Genomic DNA, 22637 nt, shown 5'->3' on the forward strand with positions numbered 1-22637 from the left:
CCCGCGCGCTTTAAGGTTTAACCCCCCGGATGCAAGACCGAATATGTGAAACTTACGGGTCAAGGGCCTGAGGCCGTCGCCAAAACGCAGGCCTTTTGGCGTTAGACGGTCACCTGCGTGCCCAGTTCGACCACACGTCCTGGCGGGATATGAAAAAAGCTGGTCGGGTTGGCCGCGTTTTTCATCAGGAAGATGAACAGCTTGTCCTGCCAGACCGGCATGTCAGAATTGGCCGAGGGCACGACCGAGCGCTTGCCGATAAAGAAGCTGGTGGCCATGATATCGAACTTGACCCCATGCTTACGGCAAAGGCCAAGTGCCTGCGGAATATTGGGCGTTTCCATGAAACCAAAGCTTAGGGTCACGGTGGTGAAATCCGCATTGAGCTGTACAACGTCGACGCGCTGATCGGACGCGACGCGCGGGATATTGGCGGTATTGACCGTCAGGATGATGTTTTTCTCATGCAGCATCTTGTTGTGCTTGAGATTGTGCATCAAGGCGACCGGCGCCAGTGAGGCATCCGAGGTCAGGAAGATGGCCGTACCGGCAACCCTGTGAGGCGGCCGCTTTTCCAGTATTTCCACCAGGTCGGCCATGGGCAGGCTGTCGCGTTTTGCCTTGGCGGCCAGGATGTGCGCCCCCTGATCCAGGTGGTCATGACCAGGATCAGCAGACCGCCGAAGGCCAGTGGCATCCAGGCGCCGGAAAACAGCTTGGTCAGGTTGGAAGCCATGAAGATGGCTTCGATCAGGCCGAGCGGCACGAGCAGCATCAGGGTGCGTGGCCGCGACCACTGCCAGATGCGGCGGATAACAATATAGGCCATGATGGTGCTGATGTACATGGTGCCGGTCACGGCAATGCCATAGGCGGAAGTCAAAGCATCCGAACTGCGGAACATGACGACCAGGAAGATGACGCCCACCATCAGCAGGCTGTTGATCTGCGGCACATAGATCTGCCCGGCCTGGGTTTCGGACGTGCGCTGGATATCCATGCGCGGCAGAAGCCCGAGTTGCACCGCCTGCTGGGTCATGGAAAAGGCGCCGGTGATGACCGCCTGCGACGCGATGATGGTGGCAAGGCCCGCCAACAGAAGCACCGGCCAGTAAAAGGCATCCGGCACCATGCGCCAGAAGGGATTGGCCTGAGCGGTCGGGTCGATCAGGGTCAGGGCACCCTGGCCAAGATAGTTGAGGATCAGGGCCGGGAAGACGATCCACAACCAGGCTGTGCTGATGGGCCGGCGGCCGAAATGGCCCATATCGGCATAAAGCGCCTCGGCCCCGGTCACCACCAGGAAGACGGACCCCAGTATAATGAAGCCGGTGATACCATTGGCCAGCAGGAACGACACCCCGTAGTGCGGGCTGAGCGCGGCCAGTATGGCGGGCTTCTGCGCGATGTAATAGACGCCCATGCCGGCGATGACGACGAACCACAACAGCATGACCGGGCCGAACAGGCGCGCCACTTTCTCGGTGCCACGCGACTGAACAAGGAACAGGCTGAGTAAAATTACCAGGGCAATCGGCAGGATGTACTGGTCGAGCGTGTGACCAATGCCCGGCGCATCCTTCACCCCCTCGACGGCGCTCAGGACTGACAGGGCCGGCGTGATGATGCTGTCACCGTAAAAAAGGGCCGCGCCGCACACGCCCAAAAAGAAAACCGTCGCCGAGTATCGGCCCAGTGCCTTTTGCGCCAGGGCCATAAGGGCCAGTGTGCCGCCCTCGCCGGCATTATCGGCACGCATCAGGAAGATGACGTATTTGATCGTCACCAGCAGGACGAGTGCCCAGAAGACAAGCGAAATGACGCCGAAGGTGGCCAGGTGCGGATCGGTGCCGGCGCGGGCGTGATGCAGGGCCTCGCGCATGGCGTAAAGCGGACTGGTGCCGATATCGCCGAAGACAACCCCGATGGCGCCAACGGTGAGGCCCCACAGCCGCCTGTGACCATGACCGGTTTCGGCCTGGTCGTGAGTATCGCTCGTCATTTGCCTGTCGGCCTCTGCACGCGGAAACAAGCGAGGGCAGATAGCCTATTTGCGACACCTGATGGTGTATAGATTTTGTATATATTTGCGGATCAAGGGGCGCAACACCCCCTGCTACACCGTCACCTGGGTGCCCAGTTCAACCACGCGGCCCGGCGGGATATGGAAGAATTCGGTCGGATTGGTGGCGTTTTTCATCAGGAAGATGAACAGCTTGTCCTGCCACAGCGGCATTCCGGAATTGGCCGAGGGCACCACCGAGCGCTTGCCGACAAAGAAGCTGGTGGCCATGATATCGAACTTCAGGCCCAGCTTGCGGCAAAGGCCAAGCGCCCGCGGCAGGTTTGGGCTTTCCATGAAACCGTAGTTCAGCGTCACCTTCTTGAAATCGTCATTGATGATCTCGATGGTGACGCGCTTGTCTTCCGGCACGCGCGGCACGCCGATCGTCTTGACGGTCAGGATGATATTCTTCTCATGCAAAATCTTGTTGTGCTTGAGATTGTGCATCAGCGCCACAGGCGCCAGGTCAGAATCGGAGGTCAGGAAGATGGCCGTGCCGGCCACCCGGTGCGGCGGACGCTTCTTCAGCATATCGACGAGATCGAGCAGGGCCACGCTGTCGCGGCGCGATTTCTCGGTCAGGGTACGGGTGCCGGTGGCCCAGGTCAGCATGATCAGGACCAGCAGGCTGGCCAGCAGCAGGGGCAACCAGGCGCCCTGCGGGATTTTCAGCAGGTTGGAGCCGAAGAAGACAATATCGAGCAGGCCAACCGGGGCGATCAGCGCCCAGGCCTGCCAGCGCTTCCATTTCCAGACATGGCGCAGGAAGACATAGGCCAGCAGGGTATCGACCATCATGGCGCCGGTGACGGCGATGCCGTACATCGAGGTCAGACGGTCGGTGGAGCGGAAGGCGAACAGCAGCACCAGAACGCCGACCATCAGCATGGTATTGATCTGCGGCACGAAGATCTGGCCGGCCTGGGTTTCGCTGGTGCGCTTGATATCGATGCGTGGCAAAAGGCCGAGCTGGACGCCCTGTTGGGTGATCGAGAAGGCACCGGTAATGACGGCCTGCGAGGCGATGACCGTGGCCATGGTAGCGAGAATGAAAACCGGCCAGTAGGCGACTTCCGGCACCATGCGCCAGAACGGATTTTCCCGCGCCGAGGGGTCGGCGAGGGTCAGCGCCCCCTGGCCTAGATAGTTCAAAGTCAGGCAGGGCAGAACGAAGAACAGCCAGGAACTCTGGATCGGTTTTTTGCCGAAATGGCCCATGTCAGCATAAAGCGCTTCGGCGCCGGTGACGGCCAGGAAGACCGAGCCCAGGATCACGAAGCCGACAAAGCCGTTGGCGAACAGGAACTCAATGCCGTACTGCGGCATGAGCGCCACCAGTATGCCCGGCTGGTCGAAGATATGGTAAAGGCCGAGGCCGCCGAGACACAGGAACCACACGACAGTTATGGGGCCGAACAGGCCAGCCACCTTGGCCGTACCCTTGGATTGGACCATGAACAGGGCAATGAGAATAACCGCCGATATCGGCACGATCAGGTGATGCACCTGCCCACCGAGCCCCGGCGCGTCCTTCAGGCCTTCGACGGCGCCCAGCACCGAAACGGCCGGGGTGATAATGCCGTCGCCATAGAAAAGCGCTGCACCGCAGATGCCGAGGAAGAATACGGTCGGCGAATACTTGCCAAGCGCCTTTTGCGTCAGCGCCATCAGGGCCAGGGTGCCGCCTTCGCCCTTGTTGTCGGCCTTCATCAGGAACAGGACGTACTTGACCGTCACCACCATGACCAGGGCCCAGAAGACGAGCGAGATCACGCCTTTCACCGCCAGTTCGGCATTGGTGCCTTCGCGGGTATGGAACAGGGCTTCGCGCATGGCATAGAGCGGGCTGGTGCCGATATCGCCGAAGACGACGCCGATTGAACCGACCGCCAGCGCCCAGAAGCCTTCGCTGCCATGCCCATGGCTCGACACGGCTTCGGCTTCGCCGCTGGGATCCGAAGCGGATTGTGTGCTGGTTTTGGCGGTATCGGCGGCCGCGGCCGCACCTGTTTCCGGTCCCGTGGCTGATGCCTGGGGTTCAGGAGGGGTATCCCCGATCATGCATACGCTCCTGAGGGCGCCGGTATGGCAAGCTGACACAAGGTCACTTTGGGAGGCCCTCGCTTGAACTGCGCGCTCTTACGCCTATTTATTACCACATTCAATCTCGATTCTCGCATCTATCGGGGGCGCGGGCGTTAATCCCCCTATCAAGACGGCGGAAATCAGCGTATAAAAGCTAGGCAAATGTCTGATAGTCAAAGATTTCCCGTGGCCGCCCACACGCTGGCCTATCTGGCCCACCGTAACGCCTATTCCCGTGAACAGGCGGTGTCTTCGTCTGTGCTCGCCGCTTCCATCCCCACCAATCCGGTCGTTATCCGCCGCATGACCACACAACTGGCGAAGGCCGGCCTGCTGGCCACCTGTTCCGGCGTCTCCGGCGGGGCCTGGCTGTTGAAGAAGCCGGAACAGATCAGGCTCGATGAGGTGCTGAAAGCGGTTAATGGCTGCGCGCACCTGGGTTCCGCGCCGCTGGGCGCCGAAGGCTGCCCGGTCAGCCAGGCCATCCCCAAGGCCGTCAACGAAGCCATGACCGCCGCCAATATCGCCGCCGCGCAAAGCCTTTCCACCTTTACCGTGGCCGACTTGCTGAAACACACGGCCGAACTGCCGGTCGAAGTGCCGGCATAAACGCCTGCTCAAGCGCTAGCTACGGCTCGCGCCAACGGGCGCGGCGCGCAGTCGCGCTTGCCAAGTCTCGGCGACTTGGAATTTATGGAATTTACTTGCAATCATGTTGGTTGTCGTATTCGCTTCCGGGTATTTTTTAACTGAGAGACTGATTTGTCACGCCGTCTTGTCCTGATTACGGGCGCCTCCTCCGGTATCGGCCTGGCTTTTGCCCGCACCTATGCGGCGCACGGCTGGGATGTAGCGGTCACGGCGCGGCGAGCCGACCGCCTGGAAAAGCTGGTCGAAGAAATTCGCCTGCGCTTCGGCGTCGAGGCCCACGCCCTGCCGGCCGATCTCGCTGATCCCGCCACACCGGAAGCCTTGCAAAAGAGCCTGCTGGCGCTTGGCCGCACGGTCGATGGCCTGGTCAATAATGCCGGGTACGGCCAGTCGGGCGGCTTTATCGCCACCTCCCTGGAACAGCACCAGGCTTTTCTGCGTGTGATGATGCTGGCGCCGATGGAACTGACCCATCGCGTCCTGCCGGGCATGGTCGAACAAAAATTCGGCCGTATCATCAATGTCGCCTCGCTCGCTGGATTCCTGCCAGCCTCGCCCGGTGATCCGCTCTATGGCCCGGTCAAGACCTTCCTGACGCGTTTCTCGCAGAGCCTGCATCTGGAGATGCGCGATCACGGCGTCCATGTCAGCGCGCTTTGCCCCGGCTTCACCTATACTGAATTCCATGACGCCGTGGGCGCATCCAAACTGAGCAAGGCGATTCCGGAATGGGCTTGGATGGGCGCCGACGAAGTGGCGCGCGAGGGCTATGTCGCCGCCGAGGCCAATCGCGCTGCCTGCGTGCCCGGCGCGCCCAACAAGGCCGCGGCCGCCCTGCTCAAGGTGTTGCCTGACGACTGGACAATGGAGTTCACCTCCGGGCAGTTGCGCAAATTGCAGCGCTGATAGTTATTCGTCGGCGATAATAATGGCCGGATTTTCCGGCAGCGGAAAATCGAACAGGCCGAAATCGAGTGCCTTTTGTGGCCGCGCCGCCGTCAGCGGCCCCTGCGACAAGGCGGCGATCTCTTCCGGCGTCAGGTCACGGCCGGTCGCCTTCTTGCGCAGGTGACGCGCCTGGCCGATCGGCGGAATACCAGCGGCTTTCGCCTGCGCCACCGTCATGATCTTCCAGTAACTTAAGGATAACTGCCAAACCGATGCTGCGGGCTCGCGCTTTGCCGGCCAGCGCTGGCCCTCGGCGAAGACCGGCTGCATGGGTTGAGGCCTGGACTGGGGCTTGCCGCGCTTCTGATCGCTGATACGACAGGTCAGACGGCAGAAGCGGTCCGTATCCGCCGGCGTGAATATCCGCCCCTTGCGGTCATCTTCGACCAGGCCGGCATAGGCATCCAGCGCCTCGTCGCGGTTCTCGTAAACCGGCCCCATGGTCTCCGTCACGAAAGCGACCCGCGCCCTGGCCGCCATCTCCGCTTCCTTTTCACGCACGGCGCGCAAGCCCTCCCCCGCCCGGATGCGGTTGAGTGCCTCGTGGGCATCGGCGGCGATGGGATAGGCGATAAGCGACATTATATGTTCACGATTTGATCCGAAGGCACGATAGACCCTAATACGACTTTGTGGCAAATTTTTCGTGTACGCATTGACGGATTTTATTTATTTCGTTATTTCACAAAATAACAAAACTGGAGAGCGCATGTCCGAAGTCTATAAGGCCCTGGCCGATCCGACCCGCCGCCATATCCTCGAAATGCTGCGGAAGTCCGAAATGTCTGCCGGACAGATCGCCGAGCAGGTCCATGTCTCCAAGCCAACCCTCTCCGGCCATCTCAATGTGCTCAAGGCGGCGGAACTGGTCGATGTGACGCGCCACGGCACCACCCTGATCTACCGGCTGAATACCTCAGTGCTCGAAGAGGCGATCTTTGCCCTGATGAGCGCTTTCAAAATCGGCGCGCCGGCAGATCAGGCTGATATAAAGGGAGCGGCACATGCGGCTAAGAAGTGAACAGATTTTGAGCCTGAGCCTGTGGCTGGGTGTGGTAGCCTTCTGTCTGTGGGCGCGATACCAGTTGCCAGATGCGCCCATCGCCACCCACTTCGGCGTGGACGGTCAGCCGAACGGTTACATGCCGCGTGATGTGGCCCTGGCGTTCGGCCCGGCCTTGATGCTGGGTTTCGGCCTGCTTCTTTGGCTATTGCCTGCGCTCTCGCCAAAAGGGGCGTCGCTGAAACGGTCCCAATCCGCTTTTGACGCCGCACAACTTACCATCATCGCCTTCCTGGCCGTCGTCCATATCGTCGTGGTCCTGAAAGCCATGGGTGTTCAGATGGATATCATTTCAATCCTGTCGCTCGGTACCGGTTTTCTGTTCCTGATTATCGGCAATCTGCTGCCCAAGACGCGTTTCAACTATTTCATGGGCGTACGCACACCCTGGACGCTTTCGGACGAGCGGGTCTGGGACAGGACGCATCGCCTGGCAGGGCCGCTGTTCATGCTGGCCGGCCTGGCGATTATACTGGCGGCGTGCCTGCTGCCGCAATCCTGGCAGATAAATGTCCTGCTGACCAGCACGCTCGGCGCGGCCTTCATCGCCTGCACCTATTCTTATCTTGTTGCAAAAACCCTGCGCTAAAAACCCCGTCCAGCCCTGCTTTTTACAGGCAGATCATCTTGCTCTATAGTGCGGGTAACAGTGATTCGTATGGATGCCCTGATGGCTATTGCCTCTATCGCCTATACCGCCGCCGCGGGCGGATTGGCTCTGGCCCTGTCCACGACGTGGCTGGCCCTGCGCAACCGTACCCTGTTCACCAAAACCCGTGACCTGCTCGCCGCCGACCTGACCGCCAGGGACACCATGCTCCGTGAGCTGGACTCGGCGACCTCGGCCTTTGATGAAGCCTTTCTGGCCGTAGAAGGCGATGTGGTGCGGCTGGTCTGGGGCGAAGATACCCTGCGCCATTGTGGCGAAGCTCTGGGTCTGAAAAACCTTGAGGGCGCCATCGCCCCGCAGGTTCTGCAGGCCCTGGGCGACACCTCGCCCGAAGCCGCTGAAAGCCTGAAGCAACTGATCAATGAAGGCACGGCCTGCCGTTTCGAGGTTTTCGCCGAAACCCCGCCCAACAAGCTCAGCAACACTACGCCCGGCCTGACCCTGATCGTCGAGGGCCGCGCATCGGGCGCCACCGCCCTGGCTGCGCCGGCCATCGCCGGCGCCCGCGCCTCGCTGGCCTCCGGACCGTTCGCCCAGATGGCCGAACGCGTGCCGGCGCCCTGCTGGATCTGTGCCCGTGACGGCCGCATCGTCTGGGCCAATGCTGCCTGGCTGCGCGCCGCCGAGGCCACCAGCCTGGAAGACGCCGTGCAGAAGGGCCTGTCGTTTGATCGCAATGCCGACGCCCTCGTCATGGAGGCGCTGGAGCAGCATATCCGCCGCGAAGGTTTCCGCTGGCTGACGGTCGGCGGCCAGAGGCGCGCCTTCGAGGTCATCGCCGAGCCGCTCAACGAAGCCTATGTCTGCGCCTACGCCATCGACGTCACCGAGGCCGAGGAAAGCCGCGAAGCCCTGAAACGTCACGCCAAGGCGCATGACGAAACGCTCGACGCCCTGGAAGACGCGGTCGCCATTTTCGGCCCGGAAAAGCAACTGACCTTTCACAATCGCGCCTTCGAGAAGCTATGGGATCTGGAGCCTGCCTGGCTGGCCGAACGCCCGACGCACGGCGAATGGCTCGACCGCCTGCGTCAGAAGCGCCGTCTGCCGGAAACCGGCGATTACAGCGGCTTCAAAACCCGCGAACTGGAATTTTACGGCCTGACCCATACGGCCGACGACGAGATGTGGAGCCTGCCCGATGGTCGCTCCCTGCGCGTCGTGCGCCAGCCGCATCCCCTCGGCGGCCTGCTGATCCTGTTTTCCGACAAAACCGGCGAACTGAAGCTGACCGCCCGGTTCAACAGCCTGATCCAGGTGCAGAAATCGACGCTCGACCAGCTCAACGACGCCGTGTCGGTCTATGGCAGCGACGGCCGCCTGCGCCTGCGCAACCAGGCGTTCGACAAGTTCTGGAATATCCAATCCGACGATATGACGGCAGTGATGGATTTCAGCCAGGTGGCCGAACTGTGCCTGCCTCTGGTGCATGATCGCAGCTTCTGGAGCGAACTCAAGGCCCGCGTCACCGATACCGATCCGTTGGCCCGCGCCCCGCAACTGGGCGAGGTCAAGGTCTCCGACGGCCGTCTGGCGCAGTGGCGCACCCAGCCCCTGCCCGATGGCGCCACCCTGGTCGCCTTTTCCGACATCACCGCCACGCGGCAACTGGAAACCGCCATCGAGGCGCGGGACGAGGCGCTGAATGAATCAGTACGGCTGAAACGCGATTTCGTCGCCAATGTATCGTACGAACTGCGCACGCCGCTGACCACCATCGTGGGTTATGCCGACCTGCTGCAGGCACAAACCAACGAAAATCCCAAGCAGAAAGCCTATCTCGACTCCATCCAGTCGGCGGCGCAGGAACTGGCGCGCTCGATCGACGATGTGCTCGACATGGCCCAGATCGACGCCGGCGAAATGTCGATCCACCGCGAGGATGTCCGCCTGCTCGATATTGTAGCCGAGGTGGGCCTGCGCCTCTCCGATGCCTTCAAGGCGCGTGGGGTGGGCTTCGACTACAGCGGCGTGATCGAATCCGGCCTGATCCGCGTCGATGCCAAAAGGCTGGCGCAGTGCCTGGAGCATCTGCTCGGCAATGCCATCCGCAATGCCAGCAGCGGCGGCGCGGTCACGCTGAACGCGCAGAAAGACGGCGATAATCTGGTGCTGGAAGTGGCCTATAGCGGCCGCGGCATCCCCTATCATGTTCAGGCCCATATCTTCGATCGCTATATCGGCCGCGAACGCGGCGGCCCCGGACTCGGACTCGCCCTCGTCAAGGCACTGGTTGAACTGCACGACGGCTGGATCACGCTGGAATCCGAGCCTAATGAAGGCGCCAGTTTCAAGATTCACCTGCCGGGACAGAATGAGGCTGGCCGTTCGGAAACGGGGCCGAAACTGGAACTGGTTGAAGCCGTCAAAACCGAGGCGGCCAGCCATGACGATGACGCCGGCGGCAATTCGGTGGTCGACGTCGCCTGATATCCTGGCCTAACACTCTGCAACGCGAAGTGAGGCACTTTGGGGTTGATCCCGCCTTGCAAAAGGGGCGATAGGATCATCACACCTCCGTTCAGTCCAATCGAAAGCCCCAAATGGCCAAGGATCTGCGCCGCCTGCGCCCCATACTGTCCCGATGGATGAGCCTGCGTCACTGGCGCTCGCAGCTCGTTTTCTGGAGCGGTGGCCTGCTGGTCGGCGTCGTGGCGGTGTTTCTGGCGGTGATCTGCGACCGGGCACAGGATATCTTCCGGATGGCGCGCGGCCTCCAGTGGTGGCTGCCCCTGATCCTGACGCCGCTGGGCTTCGCCGCCTCGGCCTGGGCCACCCGGCGCTGGTTTACGGGCACACAAGGCTCCGGCATCCCGCAGGTGATCGCCGCCACCGAGATTGTCCGCCATCACCCCGACGCCCTCGATCGTCTGGTATCGATTCGGATCATTATCGGCAAGACACTTCTCCTCTTTTTCGGCCTGTTGTGCGGCGCCTCGATCGGCCGCGAAGGCCCGACCGTGCAGATCGGCGCCTCGGTCATGCGATTAGCCGGCAAGGTCGGGCGCATTGGCAATGAATCCGCCCTGCTGCTGGCCGGCGGCGCGGCGGGCGTGGCCGCAGCCTTCAACACCCCCTGGCCGGTATCGTCTTCGCCATCGAGGAACTCGGCAAGAGCTTCGAGCAACGCACGTCCGGCACGGTGATCTTCACCGTCATGCTGGCCGGCATCGCATCGCTGGGCCTTTTGGGCGACTATACCTATTTCGGCCGCAACACCACGCACATCATGGGCTGGCAGGATGCTGTCGCGGTTGCGGTCTGCGGAATCGGCGGCGGCCTTGTCGGCGGTGGCTTCAGCCGGGCGCTGGTATTCGGCACCAAACGTCTCGGCAGTGTATTCAACGGCGCGCTGGCGAAGCGGCCGGTGATGTTCGCTGCCCTGTGCGGCCTGCTGGTGGCGATTATCGGCGTCTCGACCGGCGGCACGATTTTCGGCACCGGCTATACAGAGGCCAAGGCCCTTCTGACTGGTAGCGGCCATATCGCCCATGGTTACGGCCCGCTCAAGGTGCTGGGCACGCTTTTATCGTGCGTCAGCGGCATTCCCGGCGGCATTTTCGCCCCGTCACTGGCGGCAGGGGCCGGCTTGGGCGCCGACATGCAGATGCTGGTGCCGATGGTGCCGGTAGCCACCATGGCCCTGCTTGGCATGGTCGGCTATTTTTCCGGTGTCGTTCAGTCGCCGCTGACCTCGTTTGTCATCGTGCTGGAAATGACCAATGACCACGATATGGTCATCCCGCTGATGGCGACCAGCCTGCTGGCCTATGGCGTCTCCAAACTGGTCTGCCCGCGCCCGCTCTATCACAGCCTGTCGCAGGGCTTCGTCAAACAGGAGCGCGAATTGCGGGGAGAAACACCTAAAAAGGGCTAGTTCTCTGCGTGGAACAGGGCGCGCATCATGTCTGAACTGCTGATGATCCCCGCCAGCCGGCGCTCTTCATCAATCACCAGCACATGGCGTTTGTCGCCCTGGCGGAACAGCGGCATCATCTTATCGAGCAGGGTATCCGTGCCGGTGCTGACATAGTCCTCTCGCATGAGTTGCCCGGCGACCTCCGGAATTTCCGAATGCAATTGGCCAGAGCGCGTGATCAGGCGCTGCAGGCCGTTTTCCGGATTTTCCGCGTCGAGAAGCGCCGCCTGATGCAGGACATCGTCACGCGTCAGCAGGCCGTGAATGCGGCGCCGGCGATCAACCACCGGCAGGGCCTTAATGTCGTGGCTTTCCATCAGCCGCCACGCGTCCTTCAAATGCGTGCCGAAGTGGACGCTGATGACCGGCGCGGTCATGATATCGGCGCAGGTCTGCCGGCCGGCCATGCGGCGCCAGGCGCGCAATTCGCTGATTTCGAGCAGGCGCGCCAGATCGTCCGGCGCGATGTCGAGGACTTCGTTATGCTCCGCCAGCGCCGCCGCCAGGTCTTCCTCGCGGATGCGCAGCAGGCCGGACCGCGGCGAGGTGGCGGGAATGGCGACATGCGGATAGCTCTTGCCGGTCAGAAAGTTGTAGATCAGGCCCATGACGACCAGCAGAACCGAATTGGTAAAGGCGGGAAACAGGGCGAATAGCGGCGCCTGGGTATGGGTCAGCACCACCAGCAAGGCCATGGCCCCGCCGGGCGGATGGATGCAGCGCAGGGTGAACATGGCGCCGATGGCCAGGCCAACGGCCACGCTGGCGGCGATGACCGGATCGGGGATCAGGTTGCAGGCCAGAAGGCCCGCTATGGCAGAAACCGTATTGCCGCCCACCACCGACCACGGCTGGGCCAGCGGGCTGGACGGCACGGCAAAGACCAGCACCGCGCTGGCACCAAGCGGCGCCACCAGCCAGGGCGTCAGGTGCAGGTATCGGGCGATCAGCAGGCTGATCATCGCCGTGAAGGCAATACCGATGCCGCCGCCAATGGCGCTGCGCAGACGCTCGGTATGCTTTACCGGCATCGAGCGGGGATAAAAAGCCTTCAGCCCTTCGGAAAGAGTCATGAACCACCAACGCGAACAAAAGAGGCGCGGGTTCTAGCCGCTCGCGCCTCTTCGTCAAAGCCATTTTTTCTGAGGTCGCGCGTTAGGTGGCCTCAGGTTCACGGCCATACCAGTTGATGTTCCGCGTCAGCACCATAACGGTGGCGATGACCACGAAGGCGGCCACGGCGCCGATCAGCAGCGCATAGTCTTCCATGCGCATGAGCGTATAGATCATGCCGTACAGCAGGGAAAAGACGACCAGCGCCGCAATGCCACGCAGTCGGCTTTTGAACACCATGCCAGCATAGACGGAGATCAGCCCGACCGTGGCCCCGGCCGCAGCGAGAAAGGCCAGGTCGAAGCCGATCCGCTCAGCCAATGACAGCAGCAGCAGATAAAAGGTGATCTGCGCCAGACCGATCAGGATATATTGCGCCGGGTGCAGTTCGCGCTTCGAGGTGCTTTCAAAGACGAAATAGGTCAGGAAGACCAGCCCCACGAAGAGCAAAGCATATTTCAGCGACCGGCCGACATTCTTGTAAGGGTTGGTCTGCTCGACAAAGGAGACTGACAGTTCCGATTTACCCAGCGAGGACAGGCTGTCGAGATTGATCACCGCCGGCAGGCCGCGGGCAATGAAGGGCACGGACCAGGTGGCCTTGAAGCCCGCTTTCAGATCCTCCTCGCCTTTCATCAACGGGGTTTGCTGATCGTGATGGAAGGCGCGCGTGGCCGGCAGAAACCCGCCGCCAAAGGAGGGCGAATTCCAGTCACCGGACAGCGTCACCTCGGACGACTTGGCATAGGCCAGAACGCCGAGTTTCTGCGCGCCGGTAAAGCTCATATCGAGGGTCACATCATGCGGTTTCATCATATCAAGCAAAGCCAGCGGACTGGAAAACAGGTCGAGCTGGCCGTTGCCGCCATCGGTATTGATATTCTGCGCCCCTTCCGGGGCCGGGGCGAGCGTCACCGGCTGGCCGTCGATCAACGCCACGATATCCTTGCGGGCGCCGCGCGAATCCGAGGCGCCGGCAATCAGTTGCGCCCGGCTCCAGTCAAGCGTGGCATTGGCCGGCGCCGTCACCTGGGACAGGTCGAAGTGCGCGGTGAAATGCAGGTCGGTGGCATAGACCGGCACGCGGAACAGTGACCGCGACCGCACCTCGCTCTTGCTGGTGGCCACCGCATTGCCCGTCACCGGAAAGACGATCAACTGACCGGTCTGGGAAGGCGTTGTCGTCTTATTGCCCTGGCTGTCGATCTCGGTTTTTGGCGGGGTGGTGTAGGGCACGGCGATGACAGGGCCCAGAAAGGTCTGCGGCCCGCCCATCAGGCCGCCGATTTCGCGCGTCACTTCTTCGGCGCGGTGGGTACGGTCAAGCAGCAGCAGGAAGACGCAGCCGGCCGGCACCGACATCAGGACGGCGAGGATACAGACGATCAGAAGCTTGGTGCCCTTGCTGCGGCTGATGATCTGACGCGGCGGCGTGGCGTATTGTGGAGTGGATGGCGTGGACATTGAGGGTTTCCTTGGGATGTGTCCATTACGGCAGGTGAAAAGCTCTGCCGATGCCACCCTATCACAATTTGAACAATGTTCAATATAATATTTGAACAGCGTTCACGACCGTGCGCAATGCCACAGCGCGCAATATTTCCGCAAAGACATTGCCTCAGCAAAAGCCTTGCGTTATCGAGGGGGCAAAGCGGGTGCCACAGACGAGTCTCCCGCCGGCTGATCAGTATTTTGAGGATAAGATCATGACGAATATGGTCACGGTTTTCGGTGGTTCGGGCTTTCTCGGCAAGCAGGTGGTGCGCGCCCTGGCGAAACAGGGCTGGCGCGTGCGCGTGGCCGTGCGCAAGCCGACCTTCGCCTATGACCTGAAGCCGCTCGGCGATGTCGGCCAGATCCAGGTGGTGCGCTGCGATGTGCGCCGCGAAAAGGATATCGAAAACGCCCTCGAAAACGCCTCGGCCTGCGTCAATCTTGTCGGCATCCTGTACCAGACCGCCGGTATCAACTTCGATGCTGTCCATCGACAGGCTTCGACCTGGATGGCCGATATCTGCAAATCCAAAGGCATCCAGAATTTCGTCCAGGTCTCGGCCATCGGCGCCAATCCGGACGCCGCCTCGAAATATGCCTCGACCAAAGGCAAGGCCGAACTGGCCGTGAAGAAGGCCCTCCCCTCGGCCGTTATCCTGCGCCCCTCGATCATGTTCGGCCCGCAGGATGGTTTCTTCACCTCGCTGGCCGGCCAGATCAAGATGTTCCCGGTCATGCCGGCCATCGGCGGCGCCAATAACAAGTTCCAGCCGGTCTATGTCGGCGATGTCGCCGAGGCCGTGGCCCGCACGCTCGGCAACAGCAATGCCTATGGCAGGACCTATGAGCTGGGCGGCCCCGAAATCTTCGCCTTCAAGGATCTGATCAAGTATACCGCCGCCGAGGTGCAGAGCCCGCGTCCGCTGGTATGGATGCCGGTGGCCGTCGCGCGCCTGATCGGCCTTGTGGGCGATGTCCAGGCAGGGCTCAAGGGCCTGGTGCCTGTGCTCCCCGCCCCGATCCTGACCACTGACCAGGTGCTGCTGGTGGCCAATGACAATGTCGTCGCCAAGAACGCCAAGGGCCTGAAAGACCTGGGCATTGCCGCCACGGCGGTCGAATCCATCGTGCCGACCTATCTGTGGCGCTTCCGCAAGAACGGCCAGTTTGCCGTTACCGCGTAAGTTGACGCTCAACCCGCCCGACGCTACAGCTTAGCCAAACGGGAGGGACTTCATGAAATATCTGCGGCTTGCCGGCGCGCTGATCGCCGCCATTTTTGCTACGCCTGTGCTCGCGCAGGCCAGATCGCCACAAGACTGGCCGATGTTCATGGGCGACGCCCGTCATTCCGGCCTGGCATCGACCGCCCCGCCGGATATTGCCCGTCTGAAACCGGTCTGGCGCCACCGCGTCCCCGCCGAGGTCAGCGCCTCACCGGTCGTTGTTGGCAATCTCCTCTATATCGCCGCCGAAAACGGCAATCTCTACGCCTTCGACCTGACGACACATAAACAGGTCTGGCTCTATCACGCCGAAGGCGGGATCGGCGCGACGCCCGCCGCCTCTGATGGCCGGCTTTATATCTTGAGCCGCGACGGCTGCCTGACGGCGCTTGATGCGGCCTCCGGCAAGGCTCTGTGGCGCTTCAAGACCAGCGGCGAAGCGCGCTTCGGCGTGCCCGGCGGCTATGGAATGCCGAAAGCCGAAGGCATTACGCCCGATCCGTGGGATTTCTGGCTTTCCTCGCCGCTGGTGGAAAACGGCCGGGTCTATTTCGGCAGCAGCGATCATCATGTCTATGCGCTCGATGCCGCAACCGGCACGAAAATCTGGGCCTTCGAGGCCGATGACAGTCTCCATGCCGCGCCGGCCCTGAGCCAGGGCCGCCTGTTCATCGGCACCTGGGGCACGAAATTTTATGCACTCGACGCCCAAACCGGGGCGAAGCTGTGGGATTTCCAGGGCGGCAAGGACGCAGAGACCGGCATTTTACAAGGCTTCAGCGCGGCGGCGACGATTGACGGCGACACCGTTTATATCGGCTCACGCGATGGCTATATGCGCGCCTTCGACGTGCTCACCGGCAAGCTGCGCTGGACATGGGATGCCGGAAAAAGCTGGGTGCTGGCCACCGCCGCGGTCGATGCCGACACGCTCTATTTCCCGACCTCCGACACCACCGTTTTCGTGGCGCTCGATAAAAAGACCGGCAAGGAAAAGTATCGCACGGATACGAAGGTCTGGACCTATACCTCGCCGGTGATCGCGGGCGACTATGCCTTCGCCGGCACCATGACCGGCGATATGTACGCTTTCGATAAACATACCGGCAAAATCCTCTGGCATTACCAGACCGAAGACGCGAAAGCGGATACACTTGGGCTGATCGATACCGCAGGCAAGCTGCGTTCGGAAATATTATTCCCGCAAGGCTTTCCGCCGGCGCCGGGCGTCGAAAACGTGAAAACCCTCGGCGCCTTCGAGGCATCGCCGGTCTGGTCCGGTAACCGGTTAATCACGGTCACGGCCGCGGGGGAAATAATCATTTTCAGCGCGGAAAACGGCTAGCAATTCCTTAACCATAACCACGTTACCCCTGAATCAAATCGCGTTATTGATTCAGGTGCCTCATGAAGCTGTCCATCGGCCACAAGCTGTTCGCCGCGTCTCTCGTTTTCGTTGTCGCCATGGGAGCGTTCGTTATCGGCGCCTGGGGCACCCTCGAACACCTGCGCAAGCTCCAGGATAACGGCATGGGGCTGGTGCGCATTGCCTCGGCCTCTGAAACCCTGGCCAGTCAGGGCGCGGCGCTTTACCAGATCATCGCCGATGGCGAAATCAATCACGAACTCGACCAGACGCGCACCGACTGGCAGCCCGCCAAGGCTAAGACCGAACGCCTGTTTACCGACCTGCGCGGCCAGTTGACCGATCCGGCCGATATTGCCCTTCTGGATGACGCAAAAACCAAATATCTGGCCTATGTCGGCGTGTTTGAACATAAGATGCTGCCGGCGCTGGACGCCAATACCGAAATGACCCCCGAAATCCGCGCCCTGGACGGTGAAGTGGACGACTCCTGCACTGAAATGGTGGCGCCCCTGTCCAAACTGGCCTCCCAGGCGCGCAAGGAAGCCGTGGCGGCCGATGCCGAATTCGACAAACTGTCCGGCCAGGTGCTGGCGATTGGCACGATCATCGGCCTGCTGGCCTTGCTGGTCGGCAGCACGATCAACTTCCTCGTCGTCCGCCATATCTCTTCACCGCTGAAAACCCTGGCCAGCCTGCTGCATAAGCTGGTCAGCGGCCAGGAAGTGAGCAGTGTGCCCTACGAACAGCGCCGCGATGAGGTGGGCGAGATTGCCCACGCCGTTTCCGCCTTCAAGGACAATATCGCGGCGGTCAAACGCCTCGAAATCGAGCAGGAAGCGGCGCGCGCCAAGCTGGAACGCGACAATGAAAACGCCCTGCAGGTGCTGAAAAGCGCCGAAGCCTTCGAGCGTCAGATCAAGGCCGTGGCGGCGCGTGTCGGCCAGACCTCGACTGATTTGAACATGGCCGCCAACAGCCTGGACCAGGCGGCACGGGACGCCGACCAGCGCTCCGCCTCCATGGCCAGCGCCACCTCGCAGTCCTCCAGCAACATGCAGACGGTCGCCTCGGCCACCGAGGAGCTGTCGGCCTCGATCAGTGAAATCAGCCGCCGGGTCGAGGAAACGACCCTGATGACCCAGGCCGCCACCGAACAGGCGCATAAGACGAGCCAGACGGTCGATAACCTTTCCCGGGCCGCGGCCAAGATCGGCGAGGTCGTGGCCCTGATCCAGGATATCGCCGCCCAGACCAACCTGCTGGCGCTCAATGCCACCATCGAAGCGGCGCGCGCCGGTGCGGCCGGTGCCGGCTTTGCCGTGGTCGCGGGCGAGGTGAAAAACCTGTCGGCCCAGACCTCGCGCGCCACCAACGAAATCCGCGAACACATTTCGTCCATGCAGGTGGTCACCGAAGAAACGGTTGAGGCCATCCGCTCGATCAGCCATACGATCGAGCGCATCAATGGCGTGACGACCTCTATCGCCGCCGGCGTGACCCAGCAGACGGCGGCCACGGCAGACATCGCCAATAACGTGGCACAGGTGGCCAGCGGCGCGGATACGATCAATGCCGACCTGCTCCAGGTGTCGCGCGCTTCGCAGATCACCACGGAAAACTCGGCGATGGTGTTGCAGGGCGCGGATAGCCTGGGCGAACAGGTCAAGGCCATGTCCGAGGAGGTGGATGCCTTCCTGGGCATGATCCGGGTGAAGGACGCCGCTTAAACTTACGGGGTGTGGGGCCTGCGGCCCCAAGTCTTCCCTTAGTTCAATAAAAACCCTCGCCCAAGGGCGGGAGTTTTCATTGAATTGAAGAAAGGTTTGTGGGGTTTAGCGATGCAAGAGTATAGCTCTTGCGAGCTATGGGACCCCACGCCCCATATGATTAGTTCAGTTGCTCCGCTACGAAACTCAGCAGCCCCTCCAGCGAGGTCTGCATGACCGCCGGATCGTACTGCATGATCAGGCCCCTGTTATCTTCTTCATCGAAGGCATGACTGGCATCAAGTTCCAGCGTGGTGACATCCACACCCTGGGCTTTCAGCCTGCCGAAAACCTTCTGCGAATGCCTGATTGGCGTCAGGTGATCCTTACTGGCCAGAACGACAAAGGTCTTCGGTGTGTGTCGCCATTTCGCCGTGTTCGAACGTGCCGGGAAATTGATATAGGGATAGACGAGATAGAGCCCCTTCAAGCAATCGACCAGCGCCGGATCAGGATCGGCGATCTTCACATTGCCCGGCGTGTCGAGTGGCGAGGTCATCAGGTCCATGATCGACCAGCCACCATGACTGAACCCGCTTAAGATCACCCTGTCCATATCGACCCGACCGCTCTGTTGCAGGCCATGAAGCACAGACAGCACATCCCCGGCGCGTTCATACCCCTGTAATACCGCCCCGGTGCAGATCAGCGAAACGGCAAAATTGCGGTCCCAGCCCCGCGGTTTGAAACTATCGACGACATACGCGCGAACGCCCGTCAGGGCGACGGCCTGAGCATAGAGATGCACATGCGGCCGCATACCGCCGCAGCCATGAAACAGCACTACTGCCGGCCGTACGCTGTCATCCTGCGGCCCGTAGACGGTAATGTCCGGTTCCAGTAACGCATAGCGTTGCGCCATAGTATCCATCTATTCCCCCGTTTCCAGATCAAGCCCCCTGGAAGATATCCCTCACGAAACCCTCGAACGCCGCCATGGTTTTTTCATGGCTCTTGCGGTCATAGGCCATCAATGGGCCGAAATGAAGGGCGCTGTCCTCGTCGAAGCAGTGTGTACAGTCTAGATCAAGACGCTCGACCGGCAGGCCCTCGGCCTTCAGGTGATTGAAGATATGATCGCCGTGGCTGTGACTGGTCAGGAAGTCCTGCCGCGCCAGTACGGCCAGGGTTTTCGGCGCATACTGCCAGCTATGCATATTGGAGCGCGCCGGGAAATTGACGTACGGATAAACAAGGAACACGCCCTTGACGCCGCTCATCGGCTCCGGCGTCGGGTCCATCAGGCGCGCCTCGCCGCTGCGCGTGAGCTTTTCCGTCATCAGATCCATGATGGACCAGCCGCCGTGGCTCCAGCCGGCCAGGATGATATTGCCGGCATCGACTTCCGGCCGCTGCCCCAGCCCCCAGACTGCCGCCAGCACGTCGCCGGAACGCTCATAGCCATGCAGGGCCAGGCCAGTGCAGACCAGGCTCATGGCCGCGTTTTCATCCCAGCCGCGCGGCATGAAGGAATCGACGACATAGGCGCGGAAACCGAGATCGGCCACCTGCTGCGCATAGGCATGGATATGACTGCGAACCCCGTTACAGGCATGGAACAGCAGGACAGCCGGCCGTTTGGTCTTATCCTGCGGCCCGTAGGCGGTGATAAAGGGGTCGAGAAGCGAAAATCTGTGCTGAAGCGTATCGAGCAATCAAATACCCCTTGAAATACTGTAACTGCAACTCATATAGTTACTGATGGCTAATCTGCCGCCTGATGAGGTGAATCAGAAATCGCCAGCAAAAGCCAGTTATTTTCATAGAGTGAGAGCTATCATGACCGCCCCGCGCACCTCCGAATACCCGATCGACACACAATTCCTTGAACGCTGGTCGCCGCGCGCCTTCACGCAGCAGCCCCTGACCGAAGAACAGGTTCTGACCGTTCTGGAAGCCGCGCGCTGGGCGCCGTCGGCTTCGAACCTCCAGCCGTGGCGGTTCTTCTACGGCCTGCGCGGCACGCCGGAATTCGACACCCTGCTTTCTCTCCTGGTGCCGTTCAATGAAGGCTGGGCCAAGGGCGCCGGTGCCCTGATCTTCATCGCCTCAGTCACTTCGTTCGACGGCCAGCGCCAGAACATCACCAACAGCTTTGACGCCGGTTCGGCCTTTATGTCTCTGTCCTTACAGGCGCACAGCCTGGGTCTGGTCGCCCATGGCATGGCCGGGATCGAATATGACAAGGTGCCGGTGGTGCTCCAGTTCCCGGAAAATCTCAAGCTGGAGGCCGCCGTCGCCATTGGGTATCAGGGCGATGCGTCGAGCCTGCCCGATTTCCTGCAGGCCCGTGAAGCACCTTCAACACGCCAGCCGCTGTCGGATATCGTCTTCAACGGCCACTTCACGGGCGAAATCAAGGTTCCGGCTTAAGGTAAGTAAGAATCTCCACCACCGCAGAGCTTCGCTTGCGGTCCCCCTCCCCAATAAATTGGGGAGGTATAAGATTGAAAAGCCCCGGATGTCGACATCCGGGGCTTCCTTTGGCTCAGTCGTTTAATCGGAGAGATTTTTGTCGTCCGAGCAGGCGGCTAGCGACGGCTGTATGTTTATACAGCCTAGCGACGCCAACGCACTCGGCGGCGAAAAGATCCCGATTAATGTCTGAAGACGCGAACGCCGGTGAACACCATCGCCAATCCCGCCGCATCGGCAGCGTCGATCACCGCCTGATCGCCAATAGAGCCGCCCGGCTGGATGATCGCCGTGGCGCCGGCCGCGGCCGCTTCCAGCAGACCATCCGGGAACGGGAAGAAGGCTTCCGAGGCGCAGGCCGAACCGGTGGCCAGTGCTGTCCGTCAGACCCAGGCCTTCAGCAGCTTCCTGGGCGCGCAGGCGGGCGATGCGGGCGGAATCGCGACGGTTCATCTGGCCGGCGCCAATGCCAGCCGTGCGGCCATCCTTGGCGTAGACGATGGCATTGGACTTGACGTGCTTGGCCACGGTGAAGGCGAACAGCATGTCTTCGATCTCGGCAGCGGTCGGCTGGCGCTTGGTGACAACCTTCAGGTCGGCCGCCGTGATGCGGGCCGTATCGCGGCTCTGGACCAGCATACCGCCGGCCACCGAACGGAACACCTGACCGCCAGCCAGCGGGTCCGGCAGGGTGCCGGTGACGAGCAGGCGCAGGTTCTTCTTGGCGGCGAAGACGGCAACCGCGTCATCATCGACTTCCGGTGCGACAACAACCTCGGTGAAGATCTCGACGATCTTTTCGGCGGTCGCCTTGTCCAGCTTGCGGTTCAGCGCCACGATACCGCCAAAGGCCGACACCGGATCACATTCCAGGGCGCGCCTGTAGGCGGATATCAGATCGTCGCCGGTGGCCACGCCGCACGGGTTGGCGTGCTTGACGATGACGCAGGCCGGTGTGTCGAACTCGGCCACCAGCTCGATGGCGGCATCGGTATCGGCAACGTTGTTGTAGCTCAGTTCCTTGCCTTGCAACTGCCTGGCGGTAGCAACGCCGGGGCGGTCCTCGCCAGTCTTGTAGAAGGCAGCGGACTGGTGCGGGTTTTCGCCGTAGCGCATGGTTTGCAGGCGTTCCCCGGCAATGGTCTTGCGTACCGGATAATCATCACCCAGTTGACCCGCGAACCAGGTAGACACGGCGGAATCATAGGCCGCGGTGCGGGCGAAGGCACGGGCGGCCAGCGACTTGCGCAGGGCCGGGGAGGTGGTGCCGGTCCCGGCGATGGCGGCCAGGACTTCATCCATGCCGGCCTTGTCGACGCAGACGCTGACATAGGGGTGGTTCTTGGCCGAGGAACGGATCATGGCCGGGCCGCCGATATCGACATTCTCGATAGCGGCTTCAAAGGTGCCGCCGGCGGCGACGGTCTTCTCGAACGGATAGAGGTCGATCCAGACAATATCGATCGGCTGGATGTCGTGCTCCTTCAGCGCCTGGGCGTGTTCGGGGGCATCACGATAGGCCAGCAGAGCGCCGTGGACTTTCGGATGCAGGGTCTTGACGCGGCCATCCATCATTTCGGGGAAGCCGGTGATATCCGCCACGTCCCTGACGGCGATATTGGCCTTTTGCAGGGCGGCCTTGGTGCCGCCAGTCGAGAGCAGTTCGACGCCGGCAGCGACCAGTGCCTGGGCGGCTTCGATCAGGCCGGTCTTGTCGGACAGCGAGATCAAAGCGCGTTTCGGGGTCACCAGATCGGCGGCGGGCGGGAAATCAGGAGCGGCGGGCATGGGAATATCCGGATATGGGGAGGGAAAGATGCGCGCCGTTTACACGAACCTGTCACATTTGACTA

At 61.6% G+C, this 22637-nt stretch carries 15 protein-coding genes and 3 pseudogenes; 10 read left to right on the top strand and 8 right to left on the bottom strand.

Features of this window, described 5'->3' with window-relative positions; translation table 11 throughout:
- Positions 1–101: 101 nt before the first annotated feature.
- Positions 102–2002: pseudogene (locus NVV72_06160) on the bottom strand (potassium transporter Kup).
- A 114-nt stretch (positions 2003–2116) separates the two neighbouring features.
- Positions 2117–4126, bottom strand: coding sequence for a potassium transporter Kup (locus NVV72_06165; protein MCR6658934.1), 2010 nt, complete (start codon positions 4124–4126; stop codon positions 2117–2119).
- A 186-nt stretch (positions 4127–4312) separates the two neighbouring features.
- Between NVV72_06165 and NVV72_06170 the strand changes: the two genes are divergently transcribed.
- Together NVV72_06170 and NVV72_06175 are read left to right on the top strand one after the other, a co-directional pair.
- The gene (locus NVV72_06170; protein MCR6658935.1) at positions 4313–4759 is read left to right on the top strand and encodes an Rrf2 family transcriptional regulator; all 447 of its coding nucleotides are present in this window, start codon (positions 4313–4315) and stop codon (positions 4757–4759) included.
- A 153-nt stretch (positions 4760–4912) separates the two neighbouring features.
- Positions 4913–5707, top strand: coding sequence for an SDR family oxidoreductase (locus NVV72_06175; protein ID MCR6658936.1), 795 nt, complete (start codon positions 4913–4915; stop codon positions 5705–5707).
- Between the two features lie 3 nt (positions 5708–5710).
- On the opposite strand, the gene NVV72_06180 is transcribed toward NVV72_06175, so the two are convergent.
- On the bottom strand, positions 5711–6331 hold the full coding sequence (locus tag NVV72_06180; GenBank protein MCR6658937.1) for a hypothetical protein: 621 nt from the start codon (positions 6329–6331) through the stop codon (positions 5711–5713).
- 127 nt (positions 6332–6458) lie between these two features.
- On the opposite strand from NVV72_06180, the gene NVV72_06185 reads away from it, so the two are divergent.
- From NVV72_06185 to NVV72_06200, 4 genes and pseudogenes are all read left to right on the top strand, one after another.
- Positions 6459–6770, top strand: coding sequence for an autorepressor SdpR family transcription factor (locus NVV72_06185; protein ID MCR6658938.1), 312 nt, complete (start codon positions 6459–6461; stop codon positions 6768–6770).
- Positions 6754–7401, top strand: coding sequence for an SdpI family protein (locus NVV72_06190; GenBank protein MCR6658939.1), 648 nt, complete (start codon positions 6754–6756; stop codon positions 7399–7401). Before NVV72_06185 ends, NVV72_06190 begins: the two co-directional genes overlap by 17 nt.
- A gap of 81 nt (positions 7402–7482) precedes the next feature.
- Positions 7483–9912, top strand: coding sequence for an ATP-binding protein (locus NVV72_06195; GenBank protein ID MCR6658940.1), 2430 nt, complete (start codon positions 7483–7485; stop codon positions 9910–9912).
- Between the two features lie 272 nt (positions 9913–10184).
- A pseudogene (locus tag NVV72_06200) lies at positions 10185–11359 on the top strand (chloride channel protein).
- On the opposite strand, the gene NVV72_06205 reads toward NVV72_06200, so the two are convergent.
- The gene (locus NVV72_06205) at positions 11356–12474 is read right to left on the bottom strand and encodes an HPP family protein (GenBank protein MCR6658941.1); all 1119 of its coding nucleotides are present in this window, start codon (positions 12472–12474) and stop codon (positions 11356–11358) included. The pseudogene NVV72_06200 and the gene NVV72_06205 sit on opposite strands and share 4 nt — an antisense overlap.
- An 82-nt stretch (positions 12475–12556) precedes the next feature.
- Positions 12557–13978 (bottom strand): cell envelope integrity protein CreD, encoded by a 1422-nt coding sequence (gene creD / locus NVV72_06210; protein ID MCR6658942.1) that lies wholly within the window; start codon positions 13976–13978, stop codon positions 12557–12559.
- Between the two features lie 242 nt (positions 13979–14220).
- Here creD and NVV72_06215 point away from each other — a divergent pair, with 242 nt between their 5' ends.
- The 3 genes from NVV72_06215 (at position 14221) to NVV72_06225 (ending at position 18330) form a co-directional block, all read left to right on the top strand.
- Positions 14221–15192, top strand: coding sequence for a complex I NDUFA9 subunit family protein (locus NVV72_06215; GenBank protein ID MCR6658943.1), 972 nt, complete (start codon positions 14221–14223; stop codon positions 15190–15192).
- 52 nt (positions 15193–15244) lie between these two features.
- A complete protein-coding gene (locus NVV72_06220) occupies positions 15245–16579 on the top strand; it encodes a PQQ-binding-like beta-propeller repeat protein (GenBank protein MCR6658944.1) in 1335 nt (444 codons plus the stop codon).
- A 62-nt stretch (positions 16580–16641) separates the two neighbouring features.
- The gene (locus NVV72_06225; protein MCR6658945.1) at positions 16642–18330 is read left to right on the top strand and encodes a methyl-accepting chemotaxis protein; all 1689 of its coding nucleotides are present in this window, start codon (positions 16642–16644) and stop codon (positions 18328–18330) included.
- 160 nt (positions 18331–18490) lie between these two features.
- Here the strand turns inward: NVV72_06225 and NVV72_06230 are convergent, their stop codons facing one another.
- Both NVV72_06230 and NVV72_06235 read right to left on the bottom strand, forming a co-directional pair.
- Entirely contained in the window at positions 18491–19240 is a 750-nt protein-coding gene (locus tag NVV72_06230) for a dienelactone hydrolase family protein (protein MCR6658946.1), read from the bottom strand.
- 19 nt (positions 19241–19259) lie between these two features.
- The gene (locus NVV72_06235; protein MCR6658947.1) at positions 19260–20024 is read right to left on the bottom strand and encodes a dienelactone hydrolase family protein; all 765 of its coding nucleotides are present in this window, start codon (positions 20022–20024) and stop codon (positions 19260–19262) included.
- Between the two features lie 124 nt (positions 20025–20148).
- Between NVV72_06235 and NVV72_06240 the strand changes: the two genes are divergently transcribed.
- Positions 20149–20742, top strand: coding sequence for a nitroreductase family protein (locus NVV72_06240; protein ID MCR6658948.1), 594 nt, complete (start codon positions 20149–20151; stop codon positions 20740–20742).
- A gap of 224 nt (positions 20743–20966) precedes the next feature.
- Here the strand turns inward: NVV72_06240 and purH are convergent.
- Positions 20967–22572 (bottom strand): annotated as a pseudogene (purH, locus tag NVV72_06245) (bifunctional phosphoribosylaminoimidazolecarboxamide formyltransferase/IMP cyclohydrolase).
- Positions 22573–22637 lie beyond the last annotated feature (65 nt).

It is taken from the genome of Asticcacaulis sp. (assembly GCA_024707255.1).
Lineage (GTDB): Bacteria > Pseudomonadota > Alphaproteobacteria > Caulobacterales > Caulobacteraceae > Asticcacaulis.

Excerpts from the sequence above, each read along its gene's own strand:
- NVV72_06165 (MCR6658934.1), bottom strand. The coding sequence starts at position 4,126 with ATGATCGGGGATACCCCTCCTGAACCCCAGGCATCAGCCACGGGACCG.
- NVV72_06170 (MCR6658935.1), top strand. The coding sequence starts at position 4,313 with ATGTCTGATAGTCAAAGATTTCCCGTGGCCGCCCACACGCTGGCCTAT.
- NVV72_06180 (MCR6658937.1), bottom strand. The coding sequence starts at position 6,331 with ATGTCGCTTATCGCCTATCCCATCGCCGCCGATGCCCACGAGGCACTC.
- NVV72_06185 (MCR6658938.1), top strand. The coding sequence starts at position 6,459 with ATGTCCGAAGTCTATAAGGCCCTGGCCGATCCGACCCGCCGCCATATC.
- NVV72_06190 (MCR6658939.1), top strand. The coding sequence starts at position 6,754 with ATGCGGCTAAGAAGTGAACAGATTTTGAGCCTGAGCCTGTGGCTGGGT.
- NVV72_06195 (MCR6658940.1), top strand. The coding sequence starts at position 7,483 with ATGGCTATTGCCTCTATCGCCTATACCGCCGCCGCGGGCGGATTGGCT.
- NVV72_06205 (MCR6658941.1), bottom strand. The coding sequence starts at position 12,474 with ATGACTCTTTCCGAAGGGCTGAAGGCTTTTTATCCCCGCTCGATGCCG.
- creD (MCR6658942.1), bottom strand. The coding sequence starts at position 13,978 with ATGTCCACGCCATCCACTCCACAATACGCCACGCCGCCGCGTCAGATC.
- NVV72_06215 (MCR6658943.1), top strand. The coding sequence starts at position 14,221 with ATGACGAATATGGTCACGGTTTTCGGTGGTTCGGGCTTTCTCGGCAAG.
- NVV72_06220 (MCR6658944.1), top strand. The coding sequence starts at position 15,245 with ATGAAATATCTGCGGCTTGCCGGCGCGCTGATCGCCGCCATTTTTGCT.
- NVV72_06225 (MCR6658945.1), top strand. The coding sequence starts at position 16,642 with ATGAAGCTGTCCATCGGCCACAAGCTGTTCGCCGCGTCTCTCGTTTTC.
- NVV72_06230 (MCR6658946.1), bottom strand. The coding sequence starts at position 19,240 with ATGGATACTATGGCGCAACGCTATGCGTTACTGGAACCGGACATTACC.
- NVV72_06240 (MCR6658948.1), top strand. The coding sequence starts at position 20,149 with ATGACCGCCCCGCGCACCTCCGAATACCCGATCGACACACAATTCCTT.